This is a genomic window from Methanorbis furvi (assembly GCF_032714615.1).
In the GTDB taxonomy this organism is placed as follows: domain Archaea; phylum Halobacteriota; class Methanomicrobia; order Methanomicrobiales; family Methanocorpusculaceae; genus Methanocorpusculum; species Methanocorpusculum furvi.
Genome location: NZ_JAWDKA010000001.1, coordinates 144574 through 169647 on the forward strand (window position 1 = coordinate 144574; position 25074 = coordinate 169647).

The 25074-nt window shown below is 51.0% G+C and carries 23 protein-coding genes; 8 read left to right on the forward strand and 15 right to left on the reverse strand.

Annotated features, from left to right (window positions below):
- The first annotated feature begins 48 nt into the window (after positions 1 to 48).
- A complete protein-coding gene (locus McpAg1_RS00780) occupies positions 49 to 1671 on the forward strand; it encodes a uracil-xanthine permease family protein (protein ID WP_338093374.1) in 1623 nt (540 codons plus the stop codon).
- A 1-nt stretch (position 1672) separates the two neighbouring features.
- On the opposite strand, the gene hcp is transcribed toward McpAg1_RS00780, so the two are convergent.
- From hcp to McpAg1_RS00800, 4 genes are all read right to left on the reverse strand, one after another.
- Positions 1673 to 3286 carry a hydroxylamine reductase gene (gene hcp, locus McpAg1_RS00785; RefSeq protein ID WP_338093375.1) on the reverse strand — a complete coding sequence of 538 codons (1614 nt, stop codon included), beginning with the start codon at positions 3284 to 3286 and terminating at the stop codon, positions 1673 to 1675.
- A gap of 532 nt (positions 3287 to 3818) precedes the next feature.
- Positions 3819 to 5465 carry an ABC1 kinase family protein gene (locus McpAg1_RS00790; protein WP_338093376.1) on the reverse strand — a complete coding sequence of 549 codons (1647 nt, stop codon included), beginning with the start codon at positions 5463 to 5465 and terminating at the stop codon, positions 3819 to 3821.
- A gap of 54 nt (positions 5466 to 5519) precedes the next feature.
- Positions 5520 to 6041, reverse strand: a complete 522-nt coding sequence (locus McpAg1_RS00795) for a DUF367 family protein (RefSeq protein ID WP_338093377.1) — start codon at positions 6039 to 6041, stop codon at positions 5520 to 5522.
- Positions 6042 to 6051: 10 nt separating this feature from the next.
- Positions 6052 to 6768 carry a nucleotidyltransferase domain-containing protein gene (locus McpAg1_RS00800; protein WP_338093378.1) on the reverse strand — a complete coding sequence of 239 codons (717 nt, stop codon included), beginning with the start codon at positions 6766 to 6768 and terminating at the stop codon, positions 6052 to 6054.
- A 510-nt stretch (positions 6769 to 7278) separates the two neighbouring features.
- Here McpAg1_RS00800 and McpAg1_RS00805 point away from each other — a divergent pair.
- Positions 7279 to 8097 (forward strand): nucleoside 2-deoxyribosyltransferase, encoded by an 819-nt coding sequence (locus tag McpAg1_RS00805; RefSeq protein ID WP_338093379.1) that lies wholly within the window; start codon positions 7279 to 7281, stop codon positions 8095 to 8097.
- Between the two features lie 76 nt (positions 8098 to 8173).
- Here the strand turns inward: McpAg1_RS00805 and McpAg1_RS00810 are convergent, their stop codons facing one another.
- Genes McpAg1_RS00810 through McpAg1_RS00855 form a run of 10 tightly spaced genes read right to left on the reverse strand, consistent with a single transcriptional unit; the run spans position 8174 to position 18111 of the window.
- The gene (locus McpAg1_RS00810) at positions 8174 to 8980 is read right to left on the reverse strand and encodes a formylmethanofuran dehydrogenase subunit C (protein ID WP_338093380.1); all 807 of its coding nucleotides are present in this window, start codon (positions 8978 to 8980) and stop codon (positions 8174 to 8176) included.
- A gap of 3 nt (positions 8981 to 8983) precedes the next feature.
- Complete coding sequence (locus McpAg1_RS00815; protein ID WP_338093381.1) at positions 8984 to 10693, reverse strand: formylmethanofuran dehydrogenase subunit A; 1710 nt, start codon at positions 10691 to 10693, stop codon at positions 8984 to 8986.
- Positions 10694 to 10695: 2 nt separating this feature from the next.
- Entirely contained in the window at positions 10696 to 12063 is a 1368-nt protein-coding gene (locus McpAg1_RS00820) for a formylmethanofuran dehydrogenase subunit B (protein ID WP_338093382.1), read from the reverse strand.
- Positions 12056 to 12628: a molybdopterin dinucleotide binding domain-containing protein gene (locus tag McpAg1_RS00825; protein ID WP_338093383.1), complete on the reverse strand. Its 573-nt coding sequence runs from the start codon at positions 12626 to 12628 to the stop codon at positions 12056 to 12058. The genes McpAg1_RS00820 and McpAg1_RS00825 overlap by 8 nt, the downstream gene beginning before the upstream one ends.
- 1 nt (position 12629) lies before the next feature.
- Complete coding sequence (locus tag McpAg1_RS00830; RefSeq protein WP_338093384.1) at positions 12630 to 13064, reverse strand: hydrogenase iron-sulfur subunit; 435 nt, start codon at positions 13062 to 13064, stop codon at positions 12630 to 12632.
- Positions 13065 to 15110 (reverse strand): 4Fe-4S dicluster domain-containing protein, encoded by a 2046-nt coding sequence (locus McpAg1_RS00835; RefSeq protein ID WP_338093385.1) that lies wholly within the window; start codon positions 15108 to 15110, stop codon positions 13065 to 13067. It abuts the gene before it with no gap.
- 1 nt (position 15111) lies between these two features.
- On the reverse strand, positions 15112 to 16038 hold the full coding sequence (gene hdrB / locus McpAg1_RS00840; protein ID WP_338093386.1) for a CoB--CoM heterodisulfide reductase subunit B: 927 nt from the start codon (positions 16036 to 16038) through the stop codon (positions 15112 to 15114).
- Positions 16038 to 16622, reverse strand: coding sequence for a CoB--CoM heterodisulfide reductase subunit C (hdrC, locus tag McpAg1_RS00845; RefSeq protein WP_338093387.1), 585 nt, complete (start codon positions 16620 to 16622; stop codon positions 16038 to 16040). Before hdrC ends, hdrB begins: the two co-directional genes overlap by 1 nt.
- Positions 16623 to 16631: 9 nt before the next feature.
- Positions 16632 to 17801, reverse strand: coding sequence for a 4Fe-4S binding protein (locus McpAg1_RS00850; protein WP_338093388.1), 1170 nt, complete (start codon positions 17799 to 17801; stop codon positions 16632 to 16634).
- Between the two features lie 28 nt (positions 17802 to 17829).
- Positions 17830 to 18111 carry an indolepyruvate ferredoxin oxidoreductase subunit alpha gene (locus McpAg1_RS00855; RefSeq protein ID WP_338093389.1) on the reverse strand — a complete coding sequence of 94 codons (282 nt, stop codon included), beginning with the start codon at positions 18109 to 18111 and terminating at the stop codon, positions 17830 to 17832.
- Positions 18112 to 18737: 626 nt separating this feature from the next.
- On the opposite strand from McpAg1_RS00855, the gene McpAg1_RS00860 reads away from it, so the two are divergent.
- From McpAg1_RS00860 to McpAg1_RS00885, 6 genes are read left to right on the forward strand one after another with little or no spacing between them, the layout of a single operon-like run.
- Positions 18738 to 19691, forward strand: a complete 954-nt coding sequence (locus tag McpAg1_RS00860; protein ID WP_338093390.1) for a tRNA(Ile2) 2-agmatinylcytidine synthetase — start codon at positions 18738 to 18740, stop codon at positions 19689 to 19691.
- Positions 19675 to 20562 (forward strand): methanogenesis marker protein 11, encoded by an 888-nt coding sequence (gene mmp11, locus McpAg1_RS00865; protein ID WP_338093391.1) that lies wholly within the window; start codon positions 19675 to 19677, stop codon positions 20560 to 20562. The genes McpAg1_RS00860 and mmp11 overlap by 17 nt, the downstream gene beginning before the upstream one ends.
- Positions 20547 to 21506, forward strand: a complete 960-nt coding sequence (locus tag McpAg1_RS00870; RefSeq protein WP_338093392.1) for a radical SAM protein — start codon at positions 20547 to 20549, stop codon at positions 21504 to 21506. Before mmp11 ends, McpAg1_RS00870 begins: the two co-directional genes overlap by 16 nt.
- 48 nt (positions 21507 to 21554) lie before the next feature.
- Positions 21555 to 22370 (forward strand): DUF7714 family protein, encoded by an 816-nt coding sequence (locus McpAg1_RS00875; protein ID WP_338093393.1) that lies wholly within the window; start codon positions 21555 to 21557, stop codon positions 22368 to 22370.
- Entirely contained in the window at positions 22363 to 23208 is an 846-nt protein-coding gene (locus McpAg1_RS00880) for a deoxyribonuclease IV (RefSeq protein WP_338093394.1), read from the forward strand. The genes McpAg1_RS00875 and McpAg1_RS00880 overlap by 8 nt, the downstream gene beginning before the upstream one ends.
- Positions 23208 to 23474, forward strand: coding sequence for a DUF3781 domain-containing protein (locus tag McpAg1_RS00885; protein WP_338093395.1), 267 nt, complete (start codon positions 23208 to 23210; stop codon positions 23472 to 23474). The genes McpAg1_RS00880 and McpAg1_RS00885 overlap by 1 nt, the downstream gene beginning before the upstream one ends.
- A gap of 385 nt (positions 23475 to 23859) precedes the next feature.
- Here the strand turns inward: McpAg1_RS00885 and McpAg1_RS00890 are convergent, their stop codons facing one another.
- On the reverse strand, positions 23860 to 24759 hold the full coding sequence (locus McpAg1_RS00890) for a 4Fe-4S dicluster domain-containing protein (protein ID WP_338093396.1): 900 nt from the start codon (positions 24757 to 24759) through the stop codon (positions 23860 to 23862).
- Positions 24760 to 25074 lie beyond the last annotated feature (315 nt).

Consider the following 25074-nt stretch of genomic DNA (forward strand, 5'->3'; position numbering starts at 1 on the left):
CCTGTCCATAACCTATAATTACTGCCGAAACCCAATTTCCTTTTAATCATGGAGCTTGGGGATCGTCCGGTGTACAATGTCAGCGACAAAGTTCCGCCGTCCGTTCTCGCTCTCAGCATTCTCCAGCACTTTTTTGTACTTGCCGTCTACATGACGTATCCTGTCATCATCACCAAAGCAATCGGCGGCGGTGAAGACCTCTCCACATTTCTGATCAGTGCAACTCTGATCGGCTCAGGTATTGCAACCGTTCTCCAGTCAATGCACTACACCGGATGCGGCCATATTTTTCCGATGGTTCCAAACTCCTCCTATCTCCCTGCCTCAATTCTTGCCGCAACTGCTGGCGGCCTGCCGCTTCTCTACGGCATGATGATGGTTGCCGGATTTCTTGAAATACTTCTCAGCCGGCTTACCCGATACTTCCGTCTCCTTTTTCCCGGCGAAGTCGTCGGCGTCGTCATGTTCATGCTTGGTCTTGCGATCATTCCGTTTTCGTTCCCGCTGTTCTTCGGGAGCACTGCAGAAGGGCCGCTCGACCCTGCCTCGACCCTGGTCGGCATCATCACACTTGGGTCCATGATAGTTCTCGGCATGCAGAAGCAGAAAATTTTCAAATTTTATGCGGTGCTGATCGGAATTATCATCGGCCTCATCTCATCCGTCGCGTTTGGTGTCCTGACGCCCGCAAGCATTGCCGCGGCAGGAACGTTCTCTCTCTTCTCCATTCCAAACCCGATCGGAATTGTCAGCTACAGCTTCGACATCGGTCTTGTTATCCCGTTTGCAATCGGCATGCTCTGCGTCATGCTCAAGTCTGCCGGAAACATCTCGCTTCTTGACGAGTACACCGGCGAGACCAATAAAAATAATCTTCGCCGCGGACTTTTCTCCGAAGGATTCGGTGCAATGTTCTGCTCTGCGATCGGCGGAATTGGCATCGGCTCGTCCGCCTCCAACACCGGCCTGATACCCGGAACCGGAGTTGCATCAAAACAGATCGGTCTGGGCCTCGGCGTTCTTCTCATCATCTGCGGATTTCTCCCGGTGATCGGCTGGTTTTTCCATGTACTGCCCGAACCGATCATGGGAGCTGTCGTCATCTATGCGATCACCTTCATCATGATGGGCGGAGTACAGAGCATCTCTTCACGCGTCCTTGACAACCGCAGGATTTTCGTCGTCATTCTGCCGATCATGATCGGCGTCTCCTCAGTGATGTGCTCCTACCTCTACACCGACCTGCCGGAAAGTCTCAGACTTTTCTTTGATTCACCCCTGACATCAGGCGCCATCTTCGTCGTCGTTTTCGGTCTTCTCTTCAAAATCGGCACACCAACTCATCTGACAAGATCTCTGGGTGACCGGCCGCTTGAGGACGTATCAAAACTGCTCTTTGACTGCGGAAAATCCTGGACGATGGACAAAACCCAGATGTTTCAGATAACCCATCACCTTCAGGCAGTGATCCTTGCCCTGCCAAAAGAAACGGTTCCGCAAAAACTTTTGATAACCTTGAAAAACAGCACCGGAACAATTGTTGCCGACCTGACCGTTTCTGGTCCTGTCAATGAGACTGCCGTAAAAACCGCCGGACATTATCCGGCGATTGTCACGGTCGCAGAAACTGCTGCACAAACTATCGTTCGTGCCAGCTATCTTCTTGTCTGACTCAGACGATGTGAAGTGTTTTCATATCTGCTTCAACGGTCGTGTTCGGCTGAACGCCAAACTGTTTCACCAGCGTGTTCAGCACATCAGGCGAGACGCATGCCGGTAAGTTCGGACCGATCATGATGTCCTTGATGCCAAGGGCAAGCAGAGTCAGGAACACCAGAATTGCTTTTTGTTCATACCATGCAATGTTGAACGACAGCGGCAGAGCATTGACATCGGTCTTGAGTACTTTTGCAAGCTCCAGCGCAATCACGACAAGCGAGTACGAGTCATTACACTGGCCTGCGTCCAGCACGCGGGGAATTCCTTCAATGTCACCGAGGTCGAGACGGTTGTACCTGAACTTTGCACAGCCTGCAGTGAGAATGATCACATCCTTCGGCAGAGCTTTTGCAAACTCGGTGTAGTAGACACGCTCTTTGTGTCGTCCGTCACAACCTGCCATCACGACAAAGCGTTTGATCTTTTTCTCGTTGATCAACTGCAGAATCTTTGGCGCTGCCGCAAGAACTGCGTCATGTCCTGCACCTGTTGTGATATCCGTCAGTTTGAGGTCCTGCGGAGCTTTGCATTTCTTTGCCATTGCAATAATCTCAGAGAAGTCCTTTGATCCGTCAGCCTTTTCAGGGATATGTACCGCGCCGGCAAATCCGACCGAGCCGGTCGTGAAAATTTTCTTGCGGTACTCTTCCGGCGGCGGGACCAGACAGTTTGTGGTAAACAGAATCGGTCCGCCGAACTTTGGGAACTCGTCCTTCTGATTTGCCCAGGATGTACCGTAGTTGCCGATCAGGTTGTCGTACTTGGCAAAGTCCGGGTGTGCGTGGGCGATCAGCATCTCACCATGCGTGTAGACATCAACGCCTGTTCCTTTCGTCTGCTCAAGAAGCATCTCCAGGTCTTTGAGATCATGGCCGGTCACGAGAATTCCCGGTTTTGTTCCAACACCGCAGTGAACTTTGGTGATAGCGGTTGTTCCGTAATGCTTGTTTGCTTCATCGAGCAGTGCAAGCATCTTCACGCCCATTTTGCCGCATTCAAGAACCAGTGCTGTGCGCTCTTCAATGCTGTGTTTCTCAAACCTTGATGCAAGGCCCTTGTAGATGAATGATACAATCTCAGGATCAGTTTTTCCAAGAGCTTCGGCATGTGAGTAGTAGGCACACATTCCCTTCAGCCCGAAGAGAAGCAGGGAGAACAGCGACCGCTCGTTCTCGTCTTCGATAGCAAGAAGACCAATTCCTCCTTCAAGATGAACGATGTCCTCTTCGGATGCTGGAATCCAGGAGCACTGTTTTGGTTCTCCGGAAATTTTCGGATATGCGTCGCGGTAGCTGATGATGGTTTTCAGATATGTTTTGAACCGCTCTTTGTCGAAGTTGACGTTGGTAAGAGTCGCAAACAAGATCGCGACAACATCCTTATCCTGTTTTACGGTATTGGCCGGAACTTTTGCGCCGGCAGGCTGGTGAATCTTGCGGTATGCAAGACCGGAAAGGGCGAAGTTTACTGCGTCCTGATAACAGGCAGTGTCGTTGTCTTTTCCGCAGACGCCACCGGCAGTACAGCCGAGACCACGTGCGGTCTCTTCACATTGCTGGCAGAACATTTTTTTATCTCCTGTTTTTTTCCATTCAAAGGGGTTCGAACGGATACTACTCTATATAACTCTTTGATTAGATGTAGTTGGAGATAGTACCAAAAATGGTGCTGACTCGTGTATCAGTCCACGATTCCCACGTCGTTCCGTCGTGCTCACCGCTTCACGGGAAAAACGGAGCACACAGAAATTTCACAGAAAAAAAAACATCACGGAGTAGACGTGAACATCATGGAAATTTTCAAAAAAAAAATTTAAAAATTATTTTGTGAAAGTCAGAAAATATTTTTTTGAGTAAGAGTTCCGTGATATTTTTTTTCAGTGAGATTTTGTGGCCTACCACATTCACAAAATATTTCTGAAAAAAGTTTTAAAAATTATTTTGTGAGAGTCAGAAAATATTTTTTTGAATGAGAGTTCCGTGATGTTCACGTCTGCTCCGTGATGTTTTTCTGTGAAGCTCCGTGTTTTCCGATTTTCCGTGGGTGGCAGAATTTAATGAAAAAAACCACTAAAAATAAAAAAAATGAATTCGTAAAAATTACTCGTTCTTAGGTTTGTTCCCGCGGGTCTGCATCTTATAGAAAACGATCACAATCACCACGATCGCCGCAATATATGAGAGCAGAGAGAAGTATCCAGCCTCTGCCGGCTGACTCATCAGAACAAGTGAGAGACCGATCACAATCGCTGAAACCATCAGACCGATAACCAGTTTGTCAATCGAACTCTCAAGTGTTACCCGAAGATCGCCGATCTCTTTTGCCGCCACATCGATTCTGAGTTTTCCTTCGGATGCCATCTCCAGAACCGCAGACAACTGCTGCGGCACACGCGAAAGATCTTCGAGCCTGACTTTTGCATCAAGGATTTTCTTCTGCACATTCTCCGGATCCCTGACATCCTCTGCGATCAGCTTCTTTAAGTACGGCTCTGCTTCCTTGGCAAACTCAAGCTCAGGATCAAGCGTGAACGCAATGTTTGAAACAAGCATCAGCGCCTTTAACAGCTGCATAAGATTTGGTGGAACACGAATATTGTTTCTCTGGAACAGCTCCTGAATTGCGCCAACGAGTCCCGAGAAGTTCATCTGTGCTCCCATATCCTTGCTGTCCTGCAGAGCAAGATACAGTTCGCCGCGGAACTCATCGATGCCTGATGCTGGAATTTTCACCCCGAGATTTTTGACGTATCGAATCGTCATATCAGTATCCGCGGAAAACAGCGCAAGCATGAGAGAGATGAATTTGTTCCGCGTGTCCTTCATCAGAACACCGCAGACACCAAAGTCAAGGAAAACCAGATCACCTTTCGGCGAGACACGGATGTTTCCTGCATGCGGGTCACCGTGATAAAATCCGTTCTGGAAAATCTGAACCATGAAGGATTTCAGCCCGCGGCTGGCAAGATCTTTTGGATCCATACCCATCGCAACAATCTCCTCCACCGCATCACATCTGACTCCTGAGACAAACTCCATTGCAAGCAGACGTTTTCCCGAGAACTCCCAGTAAATTTTCGGGACCTTGATACCGGGAATTCCTGAGACACGCATGTTTCGTGCGAGCCTTTCTGCATTCATACCGTCGCGGGTAAAGTCCAGCTCTTTTTTGATCTGAACAGAAAAGTCATCGACAAGCGTTACCGGATTATAGAGACGAAGGTCAGGACGTTTCTCCTCAATCTTTTCGGCAAGGGATCTGAGAAGCACGATGTCCTGTTCAATTCTCTCCTGAATGTTGGGGCGCTGAATCTTCAGGGCAAGCTCGGTTCCGTCCTGCATAACGGCACGATACACCTGGGAGATGGATGCTGCGGCAAGCGGTTTTGGATCAAGCGAGGTGAAGACGTCACGCCAGTCAGGGATGTACTCGTCCAGTGTCGGGATGACCTCATCGAACGGAACAACACCGACCCTGTCCTGCAGCTTGGAGAGTTCGTCGATCATCTCGGGCGGGAAGAGTTCGGTTCTCGTACTCATCAGCTGACCGAACTTGACAAAGGTCGGGCCAAGTTCTTCGAGGGCCATGCGGACTCTTGCATAGATCGAGTATGAGCTGAAATCGTCCTGTGTCGACTTCTTGGTGTTGATAAATCCCGGGAAAAGTTCGTTGAGATAGTAGGAAAATCCGTACTTCATCAGTACATCAAAGATCTGTCCGTATCTCCGAATGCTTACGCTTGCCATTGTATATGTGTTATTTAGTCGTCGCAGATGTTAATTGTCACGGTGGGGACGACTTTACCCGATATACTCGCTCTGTATCTTTAGTACTTCTTCACTGTTCTTTGCCTCCGCATACTCGGCGAGCGGTTCGGCGTTGAGGGCAAGGAAGTTTAGGCCCCAGTGAAACTTTGCGAGCACTGCTTTTGCCTGTTCTGCTTCTCCGAGGATGTGAAGGGTTGCGGCGATTGCTTCGACTGAGGTGAGGGTGAAGGGTTTGCCGAAGTTGACCGGGTTTGCGGCGACGAGGAAGGGAAGCGCCCGCCTTCCTTTCCATGAGGTGAGGTTTGCGGTGTCGAGTACTTCCCATGAACAGTCAAGTGCGGTGATTGACCGCACCCAGTTTCTGTCGGCAGGCGAGATGACAAACTCTGCGGTCGGGTCCAGAAGAAGTGTACTTTTTGAAATTTCCTGGATGCGGCCAACTATCCGCATCATGCCGAACCGTTCCAGTTTTTTCATGGTACATTTTTTCGGATCGCAGGAGTTGTCGCGGTATGCGATGAGAGGTATTCCTTTTGTCCGTGTTTGGTCCGCCATTGTTTGTATGTTATTGGGCCTGCACGGTTATTCTGATTTCGGGTGAGGCGTCCTGCATTTCTCTGAGGAGAGCTCCTGTCCAGGAGATCAGCTGCTGATAATTTCGGCCAGGATTTTTCTGACGCATGTCAGCTTCGCCATCCCAGTTCATGAACGAGAGAAGTATCTCCTGTTCGATTCCTGAGAGCTCTGTGAGGAGATCTTTTCTGGTGGTGATGTACTCGTATGTTCTGAGATAATGTACGAGTTTGAGGAGGAAGGAGGAAGTTTTGTAGGCATACTGAAGATTTTCGACTCTGTTGTCTCCTTGGTCGTAGAGGTATCTGTGGCATGCTTCATGATAGAGGTTTGCCGCAGAAATTTTTACGCTGTCACAGATGTTTTCTCTTGTGACCGGCGGAAGGAGTTGTGCGAGTTCTCCGTGCCAGTTTTTTGTTTCTTTGGCGAGCTGGAAGAGTTCATGTTTGGGCCAGGCGAGAAGTTCCTCTTTCCCACAGATAAATCCGCATGCCTTCTCTCCCTCAGGCATTTTCGCGACGATTGTTTTGTATGCGGCAAGGTCTGCGAGCGCAAGTTCGTCAAGGATGACCATGACGTCGATGTCACTTTCTTCGGTTGCTTCGTTTCGCAGATAGCTTCCCTGAAGTCCTGCGAAGATGAGCCTTTCGCCAAACTGCGAGAGTAGTTTTGCGGTGAGTTCGTTCATCCAGCTCTGTGTTTCTATCATGATCTCTTCTCTGATATTTGCGGTACTGTGTCTGTATGAAATGCGGATAAGTGTTTTGTCTGTTGTGGTGTTGTAGCTTCAGCTCCGCCCACGGAAAAACAGAACACACGGAATAGGCACGGAAAAAAAGAGCACGGAGCAGACGTGAACATCACGGAAATTTTCAAAATTTTTTTCAAAGATTATTTTGTGAGAGTCTGAAAATATTTTTTTAGTGAAGTTATGTGGCCGATCTTGTTCACAAAATATTTCTAAAAAAAATTTTCAAAAATTATTTCGTGAGAGCCCGAATAATATTTTTTTTGAGTGAGAGTTCCGTGCTGTTCACGTCTGCTCCGTGATCTTTTTTTCCGTGAAATTTCTGTGTGTTCCCGCGAAGCGGTAAGCAGGCCGCAGGCATGCGTCTCGTGTGTTCCGTGGGCGGAGCAGAACGTAATGGACAAACAGAAAATAATACCGACATACCCTCCCGCGGCCTTTATCCCTCATGACTTCCTATGAGACTAATTAATGTACGTCCTTGCCTCGCCCTGCATTCTGAACGAAAAACTTCGTGCTGAAGGAATCACCACCGATGCAGACCGTGCTGTATGGGCTGCGGCTGTTGCGAGATGCAGACGTTTTTCAATAGAAATTATTCCGCTTCCCTGTCCCGAGACATTGTTTCTCGGCGTGCCCCGTACTCCCGGATCTTTTCTTGACCGGTTGAATGTGCCGGAGTTTTCTGTTCTTCTTGAGAGGCTTGAGGCTGATGTCAGAGCTCTTATTGCAGAGAGAGGTGAAGCGCCGCTTGCAATTATCGGCGTGAACTCGTCCCCTACCTGCGGTATCTCAACGACCTATTACAGCGATGAAAAGTCAGCAGGTCCCGGAGTTTTTCTGAAGCGGTTTTCTGATATTCCATTGATTGATGTGAGACAGTTTGCGCAGTACCGGATTTATCTTGCAGCGCCGTTATTTTCCGAGGCACAGAGAGTTTACAATCAGGCTCTTGCTGATCTGCTTTCCTCACGCTGTTATGACGTTCATCTGCCGCAGAAACTTGATACCGCCGAGTCGCGGGGTGAAGGCCGTGAGGAGTTCATCTATCACCAGAATCTTTCCGATCTGCGGGACAGTGACATTGTGGTTGCGGTAATTGACGGGTCTGACGCAGACTCCGGCACCGCATGGGAGATGGGGTATGCGACCGCTCTTGGCAAACGAGTGATTGCTGTCCGGACGGATTTCCGGCAGTACAGCGAGAGGGAGCTCGTGAATCTGATGCTTGAGATGGAGGCAGAAGTAGTGAGGAGCAGTGAGGAACTGATGGCACTGTTGTTTTTGTGATACTGCAAAAAAAATTCTGGACAATGCCGCAATAATTTTTCCAAAGAATTTTCAAAAAAAAAAGAAAAAGAAGGATTTACTCCTTCAGAGTGTAGAGGTGGCCGTAAACGACCTCGCCCTTGCTCTTTGAGTGGCGTTCGCCAAGGTCACCGATGAACACGTTGAAGACATGCTTCTCACCGTCAACCTCAATCTCCCGCTCCTCAACCTTCTTGAAACCGGGCATCATTACATCGCAGCCCTTGAAGACGTAGATCTCGCCTTTTACCATCTGACCACCGACACGGCGGTGAGCCTTGCCTTTGATGATGATTGTTCCACCGTCAGCGTGAGTACCGGTGTGGATATCCACGTTACCCTCAACGATGATCGTTCCACCGTTCATGAAGGTACCAAGGTCAGAGCCTGCATCACCCTTAACACGGATGAGACCGCCCTGCATTCCACGCCAGTCGCCGCGGTATGCTGCGCCGAGATAGTTCCAGGCACGGCCTTCGACCAGCATCTCTCCGCCCTTCATCTGAAGGCCGGAGAAGGAGCGGACATCTCCCTTAACGTGGAGCTTGCCGCCGGTCATCCAGGAGCCCGTGAACATATCTGCGGTTCCGTTGACAACAACTTCGCCTGCGCTCATCCATGCACCGAAGTACTTGCACTTCGAGGTTCCCGGACCATAGACATCGATCTTCGTCTCTGCTGCGGTTGCACCGGCAGATCCTGAGATCTCGAACCAGTCGCCGAGCTTGTAGTTGGACTTACCCTCCGAACATGGAAGTGCTGCAATAGCCTCAAGGGACTTTCCGGCAAACTTGTCCGGAGTAACACTCTCGCATTCGAGGTAGAGGGTCGGGACTTTCTTTAACTTAATGGTTACCGTCTTCATGTCTTACACCTCGATAATCTCCTGGTGCGGAGCATAGTGATCAATAACCTCGTAGTTGCCAAGGCTGACACTGTAGTACTTCAGGAACTTCTCGTTGATATCATGCATGACCTGCTTGTTCTCAGGTACTTTTGCATTGACCCAGTAGGTCTTCTTAACGACCGGGTCAGCATCGAGAACAACACCGTTCTCAACAACCTTAACGCCGTCCTTGATGAAGTATGCAGACTTTGCAAATGCATTCTCAAGCTCAATACCCTTCTGCATATTGTCAGGGTTGATGTTGTAGACTGCAACGTTTGCATTCATGCCGGGAGCAAGACCACCCATAGAGCCGGACAGACCAAGAACCTGTGCAGGTCCTGCACGGGTCATCTGGGACAGCTCGTAGAGGTTGATCTCACGGTCGATCTCAGCAAGATAGGTTGCATCGATAACTTTCGTTGCGTACTTGAAGCTGTTCAGGAGATCGTCACGATACTTCTTGTCCATCAGCCATGCGTAGAGACGCGGGTAGCGGGTGAACGGACCTGCATTCGGGTGATCGGTAGTGATCATCGTCCGCATCGGATCTGCTGCGAAGAGCGGAACCTCAAGACCGATTGCCCACTGAATGTCGCAGACCTTTACCTTCGGGTCGTACACGTACGGAACAACACCGGAAGAGGTCTCAAGCTCGACATCCACGTTACCCCACTTCAGGTGGTTCAGGGCACCAAGGTGGTACTCGAACGGACCGTCAGCAGTCATCGTCGTGGTCTCGTCAAGGGTGACGCTACCGGAGTCGATGGAGATCTGCGGAGTCTTGTTCACATAGTCCATGACTTCCTTGGACTTGGACTCGAAGTCGCCCCATCCGGTTCCGCCGTAGGAGTGGAACTGAATGTGGGTGTGGTGCAGAACAGTCTTACGGCCGAGGTTGTTGTTCGGCTTAAAGTCCTCTGCGATCTTCAGAGAGTCAAGGGTCGTCTGGAAGTTGCCCGGGTTACCCAGGTTGTTGGAGTGAAGGTGGACGGAGTGCGGCAGGTGCAGCTCTTCGTTCGTGGTGATAAGACCTGCAATGATCTCTTTGGGCGTAATTTCAAAGTACGGCACCGGATCATTGACGGTCATACAGTTCAGACCCCAGGCCCATGCCTCGGATCCTCCCGGGTTCACACACTTAATACCGTATCCTTTGGTCTGGCGGAGCATCCATGCAACATATGCTGCTGCATTGTCGATCTCGCCGTTCTTCAGGTACTCGAACATGAACCAGTTGTTGCCGAAAACCGGCATTGCTGCTTCATCAACGATCGGGGTGTCGCGAATCTCCTCGTGCGTGTGGCGCGAGTAAAGTGGCGGCATTGCAGCTTCCATCAGGAAGGCAAAACCCATACGTGCGTACTCGTATCCGGTCTTGTAGACGGTCGGAATAGAGAATCCACCCTCGATCTTTGTCTTCGGGTCGATCTTTGCAGAGCAGCGCTCGCCAAGGCGGAACTTATCCTCCGGGCGGTACCAGCGGCCGAGGTTGACCTTCGGACCTGCGACGTGGGTGTGCACATCAAGAGCACCGGCCATGACAGACTTGCCGGTTGCATCAATGACGGTTGCGGAGTTGCTGACTTTGTCAACAATCTTGCCGTCTTTCATGCAGACGTCAGCGACGTCGCCTTTGTGACCGGTTACTGCATCGAACACATGACCGTTTTTAATGATAATTTCTGTCATATTCAGGTCTCCTGTTCAATCTTTGCAAGATACTCGGATGCGTCCTTCACACCGTTCTCTGCGAGAATCTCGTCGACTCTCTTGGCGATACGGTTGAAGAGCTCCTCATCATCAAGGACTCCTTCGGGTGCATCGACACACTTACGGGTCTCGATTGGGACGTTGTCCATACGGTAACAGCATCCGCCGACTTCAACGCCGACGATTGCGACCGGAATGTGGAGGTCTGAGAGTTCTGTCGACATGCTGATGTGCGGGTCGATGGTAATCGTTGGAATGCTTGCCATAACTCTGGTTGCCTCGAACGGGAAGTGGGCGGCAAGGTCGCTTGCAATGACTACGCAGGCATCAACTTCGTGACGGACAAGTAAGTCCACAGAGGTGGTCTCTCCCGGGTTGTGACGTGCCACTGTCAGTCTTGACAGATCGCATGCGAACGGGTAACCATACTGCCATCCAAGAACCTGACCTGCACCGGTAACGTTGTAGTGACCGCGCATTGCAATGAGCACTGCTTTGGTGTAGTCGTTTAAGTCACGGATGAAGTTGATTGCCTCGTCGATGTTGTGGTTTCTTCCAAGTGTGTGGGTAAGTCCCATACCGAAGAAGAGGGTCACGAAACGACCGGACTTGAGGATCTCAATGACTTCTTTGATCTTCTCTGCAGGAACTCCGCCGACTTCAGCGGGGATTTCCTCACCGCGAAGAACGGTTCTGAATGCATCGATGATTTCGTAGTCGTAGCTCTGTTTAATGCGCACAAAGGCATCTGCTACTTTTGCAGTGTCGGTTTCACGGCAGTCAACACAGATGATCTTTCTTCCTTTCTGACCCTTTGCGGTGAAGAATCCGCGGGGGAAGATAGAGTATCTGGACATGTGACGCGGGTGAGCGTGTGCAGGGTTGCATCCCCAGAAGATGATACGGTCAGCACGGTTCTTAACCTCACCAAGGGTACAGGACGGAACTCCGGTATCCTGAATTGCGAGGAGAGAGGATCCATGGCAGACGGTTGCACAGTTATCGATGACACCGCCGGTCTTCTCTGCAAGTACGTTACCTGCTGAGATTGCTTCACAGTTGGTGGATGACCATCCGTAGAACAACGGCTTCTTTGCTTTGAGGAGTGTCTTTGCAGTGAAGTCGATTGCTTCGTCGTAGGAAACGTCCTTGTACGTTCCGTCAGCCTGACGCATACGCGGAACAATTACACGACCCGGGTTGCCAACGTGGAGATATTTTTCTGCACCGATTGCACAGGCATTTCTGACCTGCAAAATCTTCTTTCCGTCGTCGGTGACGTCGACTTCAAGGTCATCGCAAAGTGTACCGCAGAATGTACAGATTACGTTCTTAATTGTTTTAGTCATAGTGCGGGTCTCCTACATATTTCAGACCACATTTTTCGTGCATAAGCTTTACAGCTTTCTCAATTTTCTCTTGCGGAGCTGGTTCGATAAGACAGTCAAATCCGCAGAAGCATGGCTCACCAGTTGAGTACGTGTATGACGGAACAAGGATGTTTGCCCACGGTCCCATCGGGATGTGACCAAGTCCGGGGTACAGACTCTGGGTAGTGGTAACTGCCTTGAGAATAACGCTTCCTGCTGCGCTGGTGACTCTGACGTTGGTGTTGTGGTTGATTCCGAGTGCTTTGAAGTCTTCTTCGTGGAGTTCAATGATTGAACATGCGTCGAAGTACTTCTGAGATGTCTTTCCGGTTTCGATTGCAACACCCTGCTTGATTTCTGTGCAGGTGACAACACTGACGATGATACCGTTGCCGTATTTTCTCAGTCCGCCTTCCTTCATTGCCTGAAGTTTGAGGAGTGAGGAGTATTCGGTGGTTCCACCGACGAGGTGTGGCTTAGACCAGTCTTCGAAGTTTTCCTTCTGAAAAAGGTTTGGTAGGGGGGAGTATTCTCCTTCTGCCATTTTAAAGACCTCTTCTCTTTCTTTCTGCTGCAATGGGGCTTGGACCGATCTCTGTGACGGTGTTGATAACATCGTTGATGACGACTGCCCACTTTGCACCTTCTGATGCAGACACAAAGGTCATTCTGAAACGTTTGTGTTCCAGACCCATGTTCTGCATGACACTCTTTACGAGGAACATTCTCTTTGCTGCCTTGTAGTTTCCTGCAAGGTAGTGGCAGTCACCGAAGTGACAGCCGGAAACGAGAACGCCGTCTGCTCCGTCAGCGAATGCTTTCAGAACAAAGAGCGTGTCGATACGTCCGGTACACATCACACGGACAATTCTTACGTCCGGCGGGTACTGAGTACGGGCTGAGCCCGCACCGTCTGCTCCGGCATAGGAACACCAGTTGCAGATGATACCGATAATCTTGGGTTTCCACTCGTCAGCCATTTACTGCTCACCTCCCAGGAAGAATGCATCAATCTGGGCAAGAATCTGCGGGCTCGTGAAGTGCTGCATACGGATTGCTCCGCCTGGACAGAATCCACCGCAGGTACCGCAACCCTTACACTTTGCTGCAGTGACGGTCATGACTGTGCGACCATCGTCAGCGACGATCATCGACAGAGCAGAGTACGGGCACTGGCCAACGCACATTCCACAACCTGCACAGAGCTTTTCCACGCACTGGGCATAGTACGGCTCAAGTTCAACCTGGCCGGAGTGGATTGGGATGGATGCTGCGGATGCTGCACCTTCTGCCTGTGCTACGGTGTCAGGAATGTCTTTTGGACCCTGACAGACACCGGCGAGATAGACACCGGCAGTAGTAGTTCCGCACGGGTCAAGTTTCGGGTGTGCTTCAAGCAGCCATTTGTCTGCAGAACAGGAGACACCAAAGAGTCTGCGGACGACTTCGGTCTCTGCGGTCGGCTGAACAGCTGCTGCAAGAACGACGAGGTCGACTTCGATCTCGACCGGCATGCCAAGGAGCGTGTCTTCGGCGATGACGAGCAGGTTCTTGTTCGGCAGTTCCTGAATCTGAGCGACACGTCCACGGATGAACTTTGCACCCTCGTGCTGGATACGGTAGTAGAACTCCTCGTATGCCTTACCGAAGGAACGGATGTCCATGTAGAAGATGTATGCTTTACAGCCCGGGATCTTTTCAATGACCTGGTGGGCGTGCTTCAGCGAGTACATGCAGCAGAATCTGGAGCAGTACGGTTTGCCGATTCCGGTGTTGTCACGGGAACCTGCACAAAGCACGAATCCGACTGACATCGGGGTCTCGCCGTCGGACGGACGGACAAGGTGACCGATGGTGGGTCCGGATGCACAGATTAAACGCTCGAACTCGAGTGAGGAGATGACGTTGTCGTAGAGTTTGTAACCCCACTCTGACTTCTCTTCGATCGGGAAGGTTTCGTAACCGGTTGCAAGAATGACGGTTCCGACCTTGACAGTGAAGAGTTCATCTTCCATGTTGAGGTCGATTGCTTTTTTGGTGCCACACGCAGTCTCACAAAGACCACATTTCACACATGCATCGAAGTCGATCGTGTAGATAAGCGGAACGACCTGAGCGTGCTGGATGTAGATTGCCTTGCGGGGAGCCATGCCGAATTCCCAGGTGTTCGGTCGAACAACCGGACAGACCTGTGAACAGTCGCCACAGCCGGTACAGCCTCCACCGACGATTCCTTTTGCTGCTGCCTCGTCCGGAGTGAGAACACCGCGGGCGTGACGGCGGATGGTGACATCGAAGTTACCGATGTAACCTTCGACTGCTTCAACCTCTGCGAGGGTGAAGAGTCTGATGCCCGGCATACGGCCGGCTTCTGCCATCTTTGGAGACAGAATGCACTGGGAACAGTCAAGAGTCGGGAATGTTTTGTCGAGCTGGGACATGCGGCCGCCGATGGTCGGTTCCTTCTCAATGAGGTAGGTCTCGATGCCGGCTTTGGCAAGGTCCATGGAGGTCTGAATACCGGCAACACCGGCACCGACGACCATTGCACGGTGTTCAACCGGAACTGCCATCGGATAGAGGTCCTCGAGCATGGTTGCTTTTGCAACAGCGATGCGGACGGCGTCCTTTGCTTTTTCGGTTCCACCGTCCCAGTCGTGCATGTGAACCCAGGAGCCCTGGTCACGGATGTTTGCCATCTCGAACCGGAACGGGTTCAGGCCGCCGTTGGCGGTTGCCGTACGGAAGGTAGGCTCGTGAAGACGCGGAGTACATGCTGCGACGACGATACCGGTGAGGTGATCTTTCTCGATAGCGTCGTGGATCATGTTCTGACCAGGGGTCGAACACATGTATGCGTAGTTTTCAGAGACGACGACGTGCGGGAGAGTCAGAGCGTATTCTTTGACAGCAATGACGTCGAGGGAGCCGGCGATGTTCGTTCCGCAGTGGCAGATGAACACACCGATTCTCGGCTCAACAGGTGGCTCGCTTGACTCAGAAGCTTTCTTACCAGAGTATACCATGTTACTGACCTCCGTTAATCTTGTCAAGGAATGGGTTGCAGGATATCTGGTGCAGGTCAAGTCCGAGCTCGACCGGGCTCATACCCTGTGCGAGTCCGAGCATTTCACAGAAGTGAAGAACCGGCAGGTTCCATTCGACACCGAACTTCTCCTGAATCTCAAACTGACCGCGGTCGAACTGCAGCTGGCAGAACGGACAGGTGTCAACGATTGCCTCTGCGCCTGCATCGGTCATGTTGATCAGCTTTTCGTTGGTGATGTCAAGGGCATGAGCGATATCATAGCCGCGGACACCTCCGCCGGCACCGCAGCACTGCATTTTGTTGCGGTATTCAACAGCTTCTGCGCCAAGGGCGTCGACAAGCTCTTCGAACCAGGTCGGGTGCTCGGTGTCGCCGATGACGTCGCCGGCAAACTCACGGTCCTTTCTTGGTTTCAGCAGGTGGCAGCCGTAGTGGCAGGCAACTTTGACGCCGGTAAGCGGTGTGTTGACGCTGTCTTTCAGTTTAGCAAGGCCGCAAATCTCGTCGTTGTAGTAAAGTTCGGCAAGGTGGTACACGTTGATGGTGCCCTTGAACTCCATGTCGACTTCCTTTAAGACTTCATTGACTGCGTCGCGAAGCTCTGCGTTGTGCTTTAATTTGTGGTTGACTTCCCAGATGGACTTGTAACAGCCGTTGCAGATTAATGCAATGTCCATACCCATCTGTTCGGCAAGAACCAGGTTGCGTGCTGCCATTGCATACCAGACGTTCAGATCGATGGATCCGAATGCGCCCGGTGCCGGACAGCAGGATGCTCCCTTTAACGGGACAAGGTCGATGCCGAGCTTTTTGCCGGTGCGGATTGCAGCAGACTCAATACCAGGGTACCGGTTTGGTGCAATGCAGCCGAGGAAGAATGCGAATTGATGATTGTTGCCTGACATTACTGACCCTCCGCAAGAACTTTGTCTGCGAGCTGTTTGGTTCCGTAGGCTTCAAGGATCTTACGGATGGCCGGCAGATATTCGGGGTATTTGGAGGTGGTTTCCGGTTCGGGTTCAAGACCGAGTTTGACTCTTGCAGCGCGGTTGCCGTCGGAGTTCGGAACACCATGGCCGGTCTGGTAGATGAAGTTGACCGTGCCGAGCATGTTCTTTGGGAGAATGCCCTGGGCAGCTGCCATGTTGCGCATTGCCATGATGACATCGGTCGGGATCAGGTCTCGCGGACAGCGGTCACTGCAGGTGTAGCACGTTGTGCACAGCCAGAGATCAGGGTCGTTGAGGCTGACTTCCTTTAAGCCAAGGTTGGTTCGCCGCATGAAGTTCCGGATACGGTAGCTGCTGCGGGGTGCAGACGGACAGGAACCGGTACAGGTACCACACTGGTAACAGAGGTGGGCTGTCGTACCGCTGATTCTTTCGACGTCGCCGACGAAGGTCGGGTCAGAGTCCAGAGCAGGGCGGTAAGACCGGTCTGCAAGGCGTTTGGATAACGCTGCATCTTTGTATGCTTTTGCACTTGCCATTCTTTCTCCTCACTCCAGAGATTTTAATTCGACCTGGCCGAACTTGTCTTCACGAACCTTGGAGGAACGCGGGATACACAGCTTGGCAGCGATGGTCTTGTACAGGTCGGTCTCGGGACCCTTGACGTGGATGCCGGTACGTTTGATGGTAATGACATCTTCTGACGGGCATGCGTTGACACAGGCACCGCACAGAATGCAGAGGTCTTTGTTGACGGCGATATTCGGCTCGATGCTGTTTCTCTTCATCTGAAGAGCAGGGACAGGGGTCGGCAGATAGATAGCATTGCACGGGCAGATGTCAACACAGGTTGAACATCCTCCGGGACACTTGTCAGCGTTGAAGATGATGTCGCCGTCGAAGAACTTCTTAATAGTAACAGCTTCTTCAGGGCAGACTTTCTCACACCAGCTGCAGGTAATGCAGGTATCCTGGTCGATGACAACGTTACCCGGGAGCTTGCTCTCAGGAGTTACCACACGTTCAACGGTGATGGCGTCATCCGGACAGGCGAGCGCACAAACCTGGCATGCGTTGCAGAGGGAGTTGTCCCACACAACTTCGCCGGCAGAGCCGACATGCTCAGCGGTAAACGGTACACGCTTAATCATCAGTGCCGGACAGAGGGAGGCGCAGATACCACAAACACTGCACTTTTCCTTGTCGACAACAAGAGTGGTCACAGCGTCAAGAGCAGCCTGGCGTTTGACACCGTCAGCAACCTCACCCTCATAGATCGGGGTGTTGCGAACGATAGAATCGTTGGGGCATGCTTCACTGCAGGTTGTGCAGCGGACGCATTTGTTTTCGTCAATCTCAGCGGTGAAGTCATACTCCGGGAAACCTTCCTGCTCCTTAATCGGAAGGCTGGGTTCACCGTCAACTCTGACCTCAAGGGCGTCAAACGGACACATGATCGTACAGACACCGCAGTAGGAACACTTTGCGGGGTCAACGGAGATTGCGGCTTCGTCTTCGACGGCGCCGCGGCAGACTGCGCCGACCAGGCCAAGAACGATGGCGTCCTTGGGACAGACTTCAGAACAGATACCGCATCCGGTACATTTGGTCGTGTTTAACACGAGGTTGGACACCTTACTCAGGAGGCGCTGCTCCATGGTGACGGTGTCATTCTCCATCTTCGTGGAGTATTTTGGATACATTGTGCTCATTGCCATGTATGAATCCTCGGTTCTCCAATCTTACTTAGTGGGTGGCTCCCTCAGCAGCTTTCGCTGCAACAGGTCCATCCTGCGGTCCTACCAGTCTAATAACATCATATGGGCATGCTTCGACGCACACACCGCAACCAGCACACAGCTCGTGATCGATGTCAAGGATCATTGCCTTTCCATCCTGTACGAGGTAGATCTTGTCAATTGAGGCAGGATCTACTGTGTTAAGTTCCAGTGCGTTTACCGGGCAGGCGACCACACAATTGTTACAACCGGTACATCGCTCCATGTTGATATGCATTGCAAATGCCATTGCTTATATGCACCAGCCTATATCGATCGAAATCGATTACTGAAATGGTTGTGGTAGAATATAGATAAAGTTTCTTAATACAATGCAAGCCGAATCCGGGCGTATTTTGATATATGTAAATAAAAAAACATTGATAACATAGAGCAGTAAACATAATCATGACAGATAAGACCCGAAAGAACCACAGGAAACCTAATGTGACAGTGGGCAATGAATAACATCTGGATTTCAATATAAACTCAGTAAACGGGAAATAATCAGGGAATATCTCATTTGCGCGTTTATTTATAACTGAAGATGAGACGTGAGAGTTATTGAATAGATCAACATATCAACAATCTTTGATTATCTGTTGGTTGAGAGATTATCGGTGGGTATAGGAGTCGGTAACTGATCTATTATTATAGTGAGGACCATGAATTACAAAAACCTCAGGTATCGAGTTTACATCTTAGTTCATGTGTCTTCCATGGACTGAGGTACGATGAGTAGTGAACGGCCGAAGATAACCAAACGAATTGGAATGCAAAAGTTCAGGTATCGATTACCTCTTATACTCTCACCACCGATAATTCTGTTACCGAAAATTCCGGTGGCTACTCATCGGAGACAACTCAAGGATACTTATGATTACCCTATATCCGGAACAGGTAAAAGAGCGGTTTGGGCCGCTCTTCTGCCGCCGACTGCTGGTGATGACCGACGAAAAGGAAGGAGTCGCCGAACTTCACGAACAGTGTCATGCCCGCGGGCCCATCGAATGGGATCATATGAACCGCCGCAGGGCGGGCGGTGCACTCATCACTGCAAAGACCGAAGGAACCACCATGACCATGACGGCAAAGATCGGATCCTATCCGATCAAATTCGGCCCCTCAGACACCGAACTCGGCGGTCAGGCTTTGGAAGCGGTCATCGTGAACGGTGATGAAGTCGCAACCAAATGGGCGGGAGCGGCAGGAGCAGGAGTCGGCATTGCCGCATGTCTTGCCCAGGCGCCCGGAGTCATCAGAACCGAATACAACTCAGAAGAAGATCTGCATGTCGGCGGAGCACACATCTGCCGAAGCACGATCGTCTTACCAAAGTACGAAAAGATCACCTTCGGCATCGACGACACCGACACCAAAGAGAGCGGAGCAACATGGGTCCTCGCCATGAAATGCGGCGAGGCCTGTACAGTTGACGGCGCAATCTTTCTTGGCATGAGAATTATTCAGCTCAATCCAAAAGCACCGGAAAAAACCACCAACTGCACGGGGTCCGTTATCACCTTTGCAGTGCGGCCAGACAAAAAAGAGGAACTCATCAAGTTCGTCAGAGAGTTCATCGAAGAGAGATCAGTCAGCCCTGACACCGGCATCTGCTGCTGGTCGGGAATTAAACTGCCGAAATCATCCTACGCAAAACGGATCAAGACCGAACTGCTGACGAAGGATGAAGCAAACAAAGAAGCAGAGAAACTCGGTGTCTCCTTCATCGACTCAGCAAACGGTAAAGGAAGAATCGGTGCTCTTGGAGCACTGCTGTGGGCGAACGGAGGTGTAGAAGTTGCAGGGCTATATGGCGAAACTCCATGATCCATATCAGGCTCCCTATCAGGAAATAATCGCAGTCGCATCAAGTGACGGCAAACAGATCGAACTCATCGAATGCTTCGACTGTATCGGCGGAGGGATGTGGGTCGCAAAACATTACGCCCAAAGTCCGCTGGTCAATAGTGTCAGAAAAGTGGGAACCACGATCCGGTACCACATAACTCCCGGCTCAGCAGAGCTGCAGCTGGTCGGATCAAAGTTTCCCGCAGGAATTGCGGGGACTGCGGTTACTGATAACGAAATTGCCATCTCGTACCTCGGCATGGGCGGCGGCGGAGTTGGTGCATCCATCTGCCGGGCAGGAGCAAAAGGTGTCCTTCGTGCAGAGACCACACCGTGCGGCGGAGGAAAACTCGCCGGCTCAACTTTGCATCTGAAAAGAATGGAACGCGTCATTATCGGCATCGACGACACCGACACGCCGGAGGTCGGAGCGACCTGGGCACTGACGCACAATATTGCCCGCGAAGTGGAGAACGACAACTCACGCTACCTCTCCCACACCATCACCCAGCTCTTCCCGGTAGCACAGCGAACGAAGAACTGTGTCGCAGTCGCGATCGAGTTTGCCACAACCGAGCCTGAGACCTTGATCACAAACGTCCAGAAACTTGTGGAGAAGTACACGCTCTCCGACAAAACCGGCATGGTGGTCTTCCGCGGATTTGATCCGTCACCGCTCGAAGAGTACGCATGGATGGTCAAACGCGGAGAGATCACGCTTGACCAGATGGAAGCGATCAAAAAATACATCGATATCCGCATCGGCGGGTCAGGAATTATCGGCGCAACCGCAGCAATTCCGCTCTACACCAGATTTGAAGAGGCACTGTTACTATGTGGACATCCTTAAAGGCACAACTGCTTGAGGTCGGCAACGTGAAACTCATCGGAGCTGACGCGACCGAGTACGAATCAAAGTCAACCGCAGGACCCGGGGCCGGAGGACGCGGTTCGGTATTTTTCAGCTACGAAGGACACCGCGTGCGTCTCGCGGTCACTGACGACTCACCGATCACCATCCGCCACATCGGCGGCGGAACCGTGATGCTGACTTACGGCTGTATCGAGGTTCTCGGAAAACTCGAAAAGCCGGGAAGCCACTGCCCGGGCCAGGCCTACATCACCATTAGCGGCTCATGCATCTACCACTGCAGATACTGTCCGGTGCCGGGCAATGCGGCACCGACAAAATCCATTGATGAGATCGTCACGCTCGTGAAAAATGCCGGCGACATTCATGCGATATCATTGACAAGCGGCGTTGTCGGAACTGTCGAAGAGGAAGAGAAACGTGCTCTTGATGCAGTGGAAGCTTTGAAACAGTTCAACCTCCCGATCGGAGTTTCGATTTATCCTGTTGCAGGAACCGCACAGAGACTCCATGAAGCAGGAGCTGCCGAAGTAAAGTTCAATCTTGAAACCGCAACGCCCGAACTTTTCAGAGAGATGTGCCCGGGGATGGACAGAGATCTCATCAACGCAGAACTTGATACGGCGGTAGAGCTGTTTGGGAAAAATCATGTCTTCACCAATCTCATCTTCGGGCTCGGCGAGACCGATGATGAGATGAAGTCAACGATCGATGAGGTATGCAGACGCGGCATCATCCCGACACTTCGTCCTTTCTCTCCGGCAGCAGAGCTGAAGGATCTCCCTCGTCCGGGTTTCAAGCGGTTCATGAATCTCTACAAACATCATCGTGCAGCCCTTGCATCAAACGGACTTGACGCTACCAAAGCAGAAACCATGTGCATCGCCTGTACCGGATGCGATATGGTGCCGGGCCTCGACTAACCCGATAGTCGCATTTAACTTTCCACATGACATAAGTAGAGTAACTCTATGATCTTTCCCAGCGAATGCAAATACATCGGCAGTGCGGCAACAAAGCCGCACGGAGACACCGTGTATTTCCTGACAAAATATCTGATACACCCAGTGCCCGAAGGTTTTGAAATTCTGGAAGTGGAGCATGTCGGGGATAGCGGGTACATGAGACCGATAAAATCGGTCAGAAGGCTGGTGGGTCCTGAGGATATTGCGGTGTGGGAAGGGCCGATCACGCCGCATGACAGAGTGGGTCTCATCAGAAAAGCCCTCTCAACAAAAAAACGGTGTACTATTTTTGGGGCACAGGACGAACACATGACGTTCATACTGGATCCGGATTTTGCAGGGCTTGAAACAGTGCATGTCTATGACATCAAGCCGCCGCGGCCGAACCTTTCTGCCACAATTCATATCCTCGAAGACTTAGGATTCTTCGGGCAGCAGAATATTATGTTCGACCATCATGTCCGCGACATCTCCGAAATTCCGGCTGATGTATATCCATGCAGAGCCGGAGGGTTTCCCAAAACCCTTGACCGCGACGAGCTGCATGGCGGCGAACATGTTGCCTGCTGTGTAACCGGTCGCCACATCTGCAGCGAGTGTTATGATGATGAGTTTGTCTATGAGGACACCTGTCCGCTTTCGCAGATTGCAGAAGAGCCGTTCATCGCACGATGCTGTCGTGCTGATCGGAGCGGAGTAGGCATGTACAATGGAAAGTTCGGGGCAGTGGTTCACTGGGGGTCGTCGCCGAGAACGATGCTCGAAGCGGTTGATGCGATGCTTGAGGAGTGGCATAAGAGAAAGGAGGAATATCATGGTTAAGCTTGGATTGCATGTTTCGATTGCCGGGGCAATGGCGAATTCTGTTGAGCGTGCGCAGGCACTCGGCTGTGATACATTTCAGATATTTACGCGAAGCCCGCGGGTCTGGGCGGCAAAACCGATCGAACCTTCTGTCGCAGATTCGTTCACAAAAGCGCTTGCTGCGTCCGGTATCGGTCCCGTGGTAGATCACATGCCGTACCTGCCAAACCCTGCGGCAGAAAAACCGGAAATTTATGACCGGTCGATTGCGACGCTCACCGAGGAACTGAACCGGTGTGCGATGCTGAAGATCCCTTACCTTGTGACGCATCTCGGCCATCACGGAGAGGAGGGGCACAAGAAAGGACAGGAGAGAGTGATTGCCGCAATCGGCCACGCCCTTGACAATGCCGAAGGAAACACGATGATTCTTCTTGAAAATACGGCGAACGAAAAAAATACGGTTGGCGGAACATTCACGGATGTCGGAGCTATTGCTGACGGGCTCGGTCGTGAGGCGCGAGTTGGTTTTTGTTTTGACACCTGTCATGCGGCAGCGGCAGGATACGATCTGAAAGGTCATGGTGCGGCAACGGTCTTCGGCTGGTTTGCCGATGAGGCAGGAGATCTTTCGCGCCTCAAAGTGATTCACTTAAACGATATGAAGGGAGGCGTTGGCTCGCATCTCGACCGCCACGAACATATCGGTCTTGGCAGCCTCGGTGAGGAAACGATTCGTGATGTGCTGACGTTCCCCAAAATTTCCCACTGCTCCTTCATCATGGAGACGCCGTCGGATGATCGCCGTGATGATGCAGGAAACATGGCCGTCGCACGAAGGCTTGCCGGAATGTGATGAAGATGAATGCCGCAACTTCGGAGGAGCTGACCCTTGATCTTTCAAAACTTCACACGACCGTGCTTGGTGCGGAAAGAATCAGAAGAAATCTTTCGCTTGAGTCAGCTGACGATGTGGTGAGCTGGTGCAGGGAGCAGATCACGAAGTCCGATGCTGAGATAGAAAGGAAGGGGAAGAACTTCTATGTCAGGGTTGACGAATGTGAGATAACAATTCATGCCCGCAGCTGTAGTATCATCACCGCACATCTGATTTCGCGGTGAATTTTTTTCGAATGAGGGATCTATTAACTCCTGCCTCCCACGGAAAAACGGAACACACGGAAATTTCACAGAAAAACATCACGGAGCAGACGTGAACACCACGGAAATAAATTATTTGGGATTCAGTGGGATACCATGAAAAAATTACATGATCTTTTTTTGAAAAAAATCGTGAAGAAATATTTTTGCAACGTTTTTATTTTCAAATTCCGTGTTGTTCACGTCTGCTCCGTGATGTTTTTCTGTGAAATTTCCGTGTGTTCCTGCGAAGTAGTAAGCAGGCCGAAGGCATGCGTTCCGTTTTTCCGTGGGCAAAGCTACAACGACACGTTAGTTGCCAATAAACGAATTTATGGGAAAAACAAAAAAAAAAGAAAAAAAATATTCACACGCAGTAAGCGTTGGTCGGATCAATTCCTTCGATGCCGAGCGGCTTGAGACTCTTCTTTACTTTTTCACGGAACTCAGCGAACTCTTCATCGGTGAGTTGTTCGGGAAGCATTTTGTCGGATGCAATGCTGCGGAAGATCCAGTAGATGATTTTTCCGACAATCTCAACCACATCATCTTCTGATCTTGCGATGTAGAATGTTCTGCCGATCTTCGGGTGCCTGCCGCGTCTGCCGCCGAGCGTAATTAAGTAGAGCGGGTCTTCGAAGTTGATGTACTGGAAGGGACACGCATGAATGCAGAATCCGCAGAGCATGCAGTCACCCTGATTGAGTTTCAGTTTTCCGTTCTCGATCAGAATTGCATCTTCTTTACAGTAGTAACCGCAGGTACCGCATCCGGTACAGAGTCCTTCGTTTCGCACCGGACGACGCAGACCTGTGATACCGATCTCATTCAGTCGCTCGCTGGTACAGCCGTTCGGACAGCCGGAGATAGCAATACGAACTTTTACCGGCATCTCCTTGCCGAAGTGCTTCTCATCAAGTTTTTTGGCGAGGGAGAGAGTGTCAATGACAGAGTATTTGCAGTTGGCATTGCCAAGGCATGCGGTGATGTTGACGACCTCGTTACGTTCCGCACCGATCGGAGTACCGTTTTTCTCAAGGGCGGCAAGAAGATCGTCAAGGACCTCGGGTCCTACATGAAGCAGTTCAATTGTCTGGCGGGTGGTGAGATGCGTATTGGTTATTCCGTATTTTTTTGCAATCTTGGCGATACCTGCCAGTGCTTCAACGTCAAGCACTCCTGCCGGAACACGGAGCCGGATGATATAGTGCTCGTTGTCCCGTTCAGGGATAACGCCGCCTTTTAAGTAGAGATTCGGATCTGCCATTGTACCTCGATATTGGAGAGGGTATGATAAAAGAATTCCCTTTTCTGCATTTAATGATCTGTTTGCAGATTTGGTTACAGATTTTTTCCGGTGTTGCCGTTACGTTCTGCCGCTCACGGAAAAACGGAACACACAGAAAAAACATCACGGAGCAGACGTGAACAGCACGGAAATATATCGAGATAAATCGTGGGAGGGCATCTTGTGTTTTGAAAATTCAAAATTCCGTGATGTTCACGTCTGCTCCGTGATCTTTTTTCCGTGAAATTTCCGTGTGTTCAGATTTTCCGTGGGCGGAGCTACAACGATGCACTA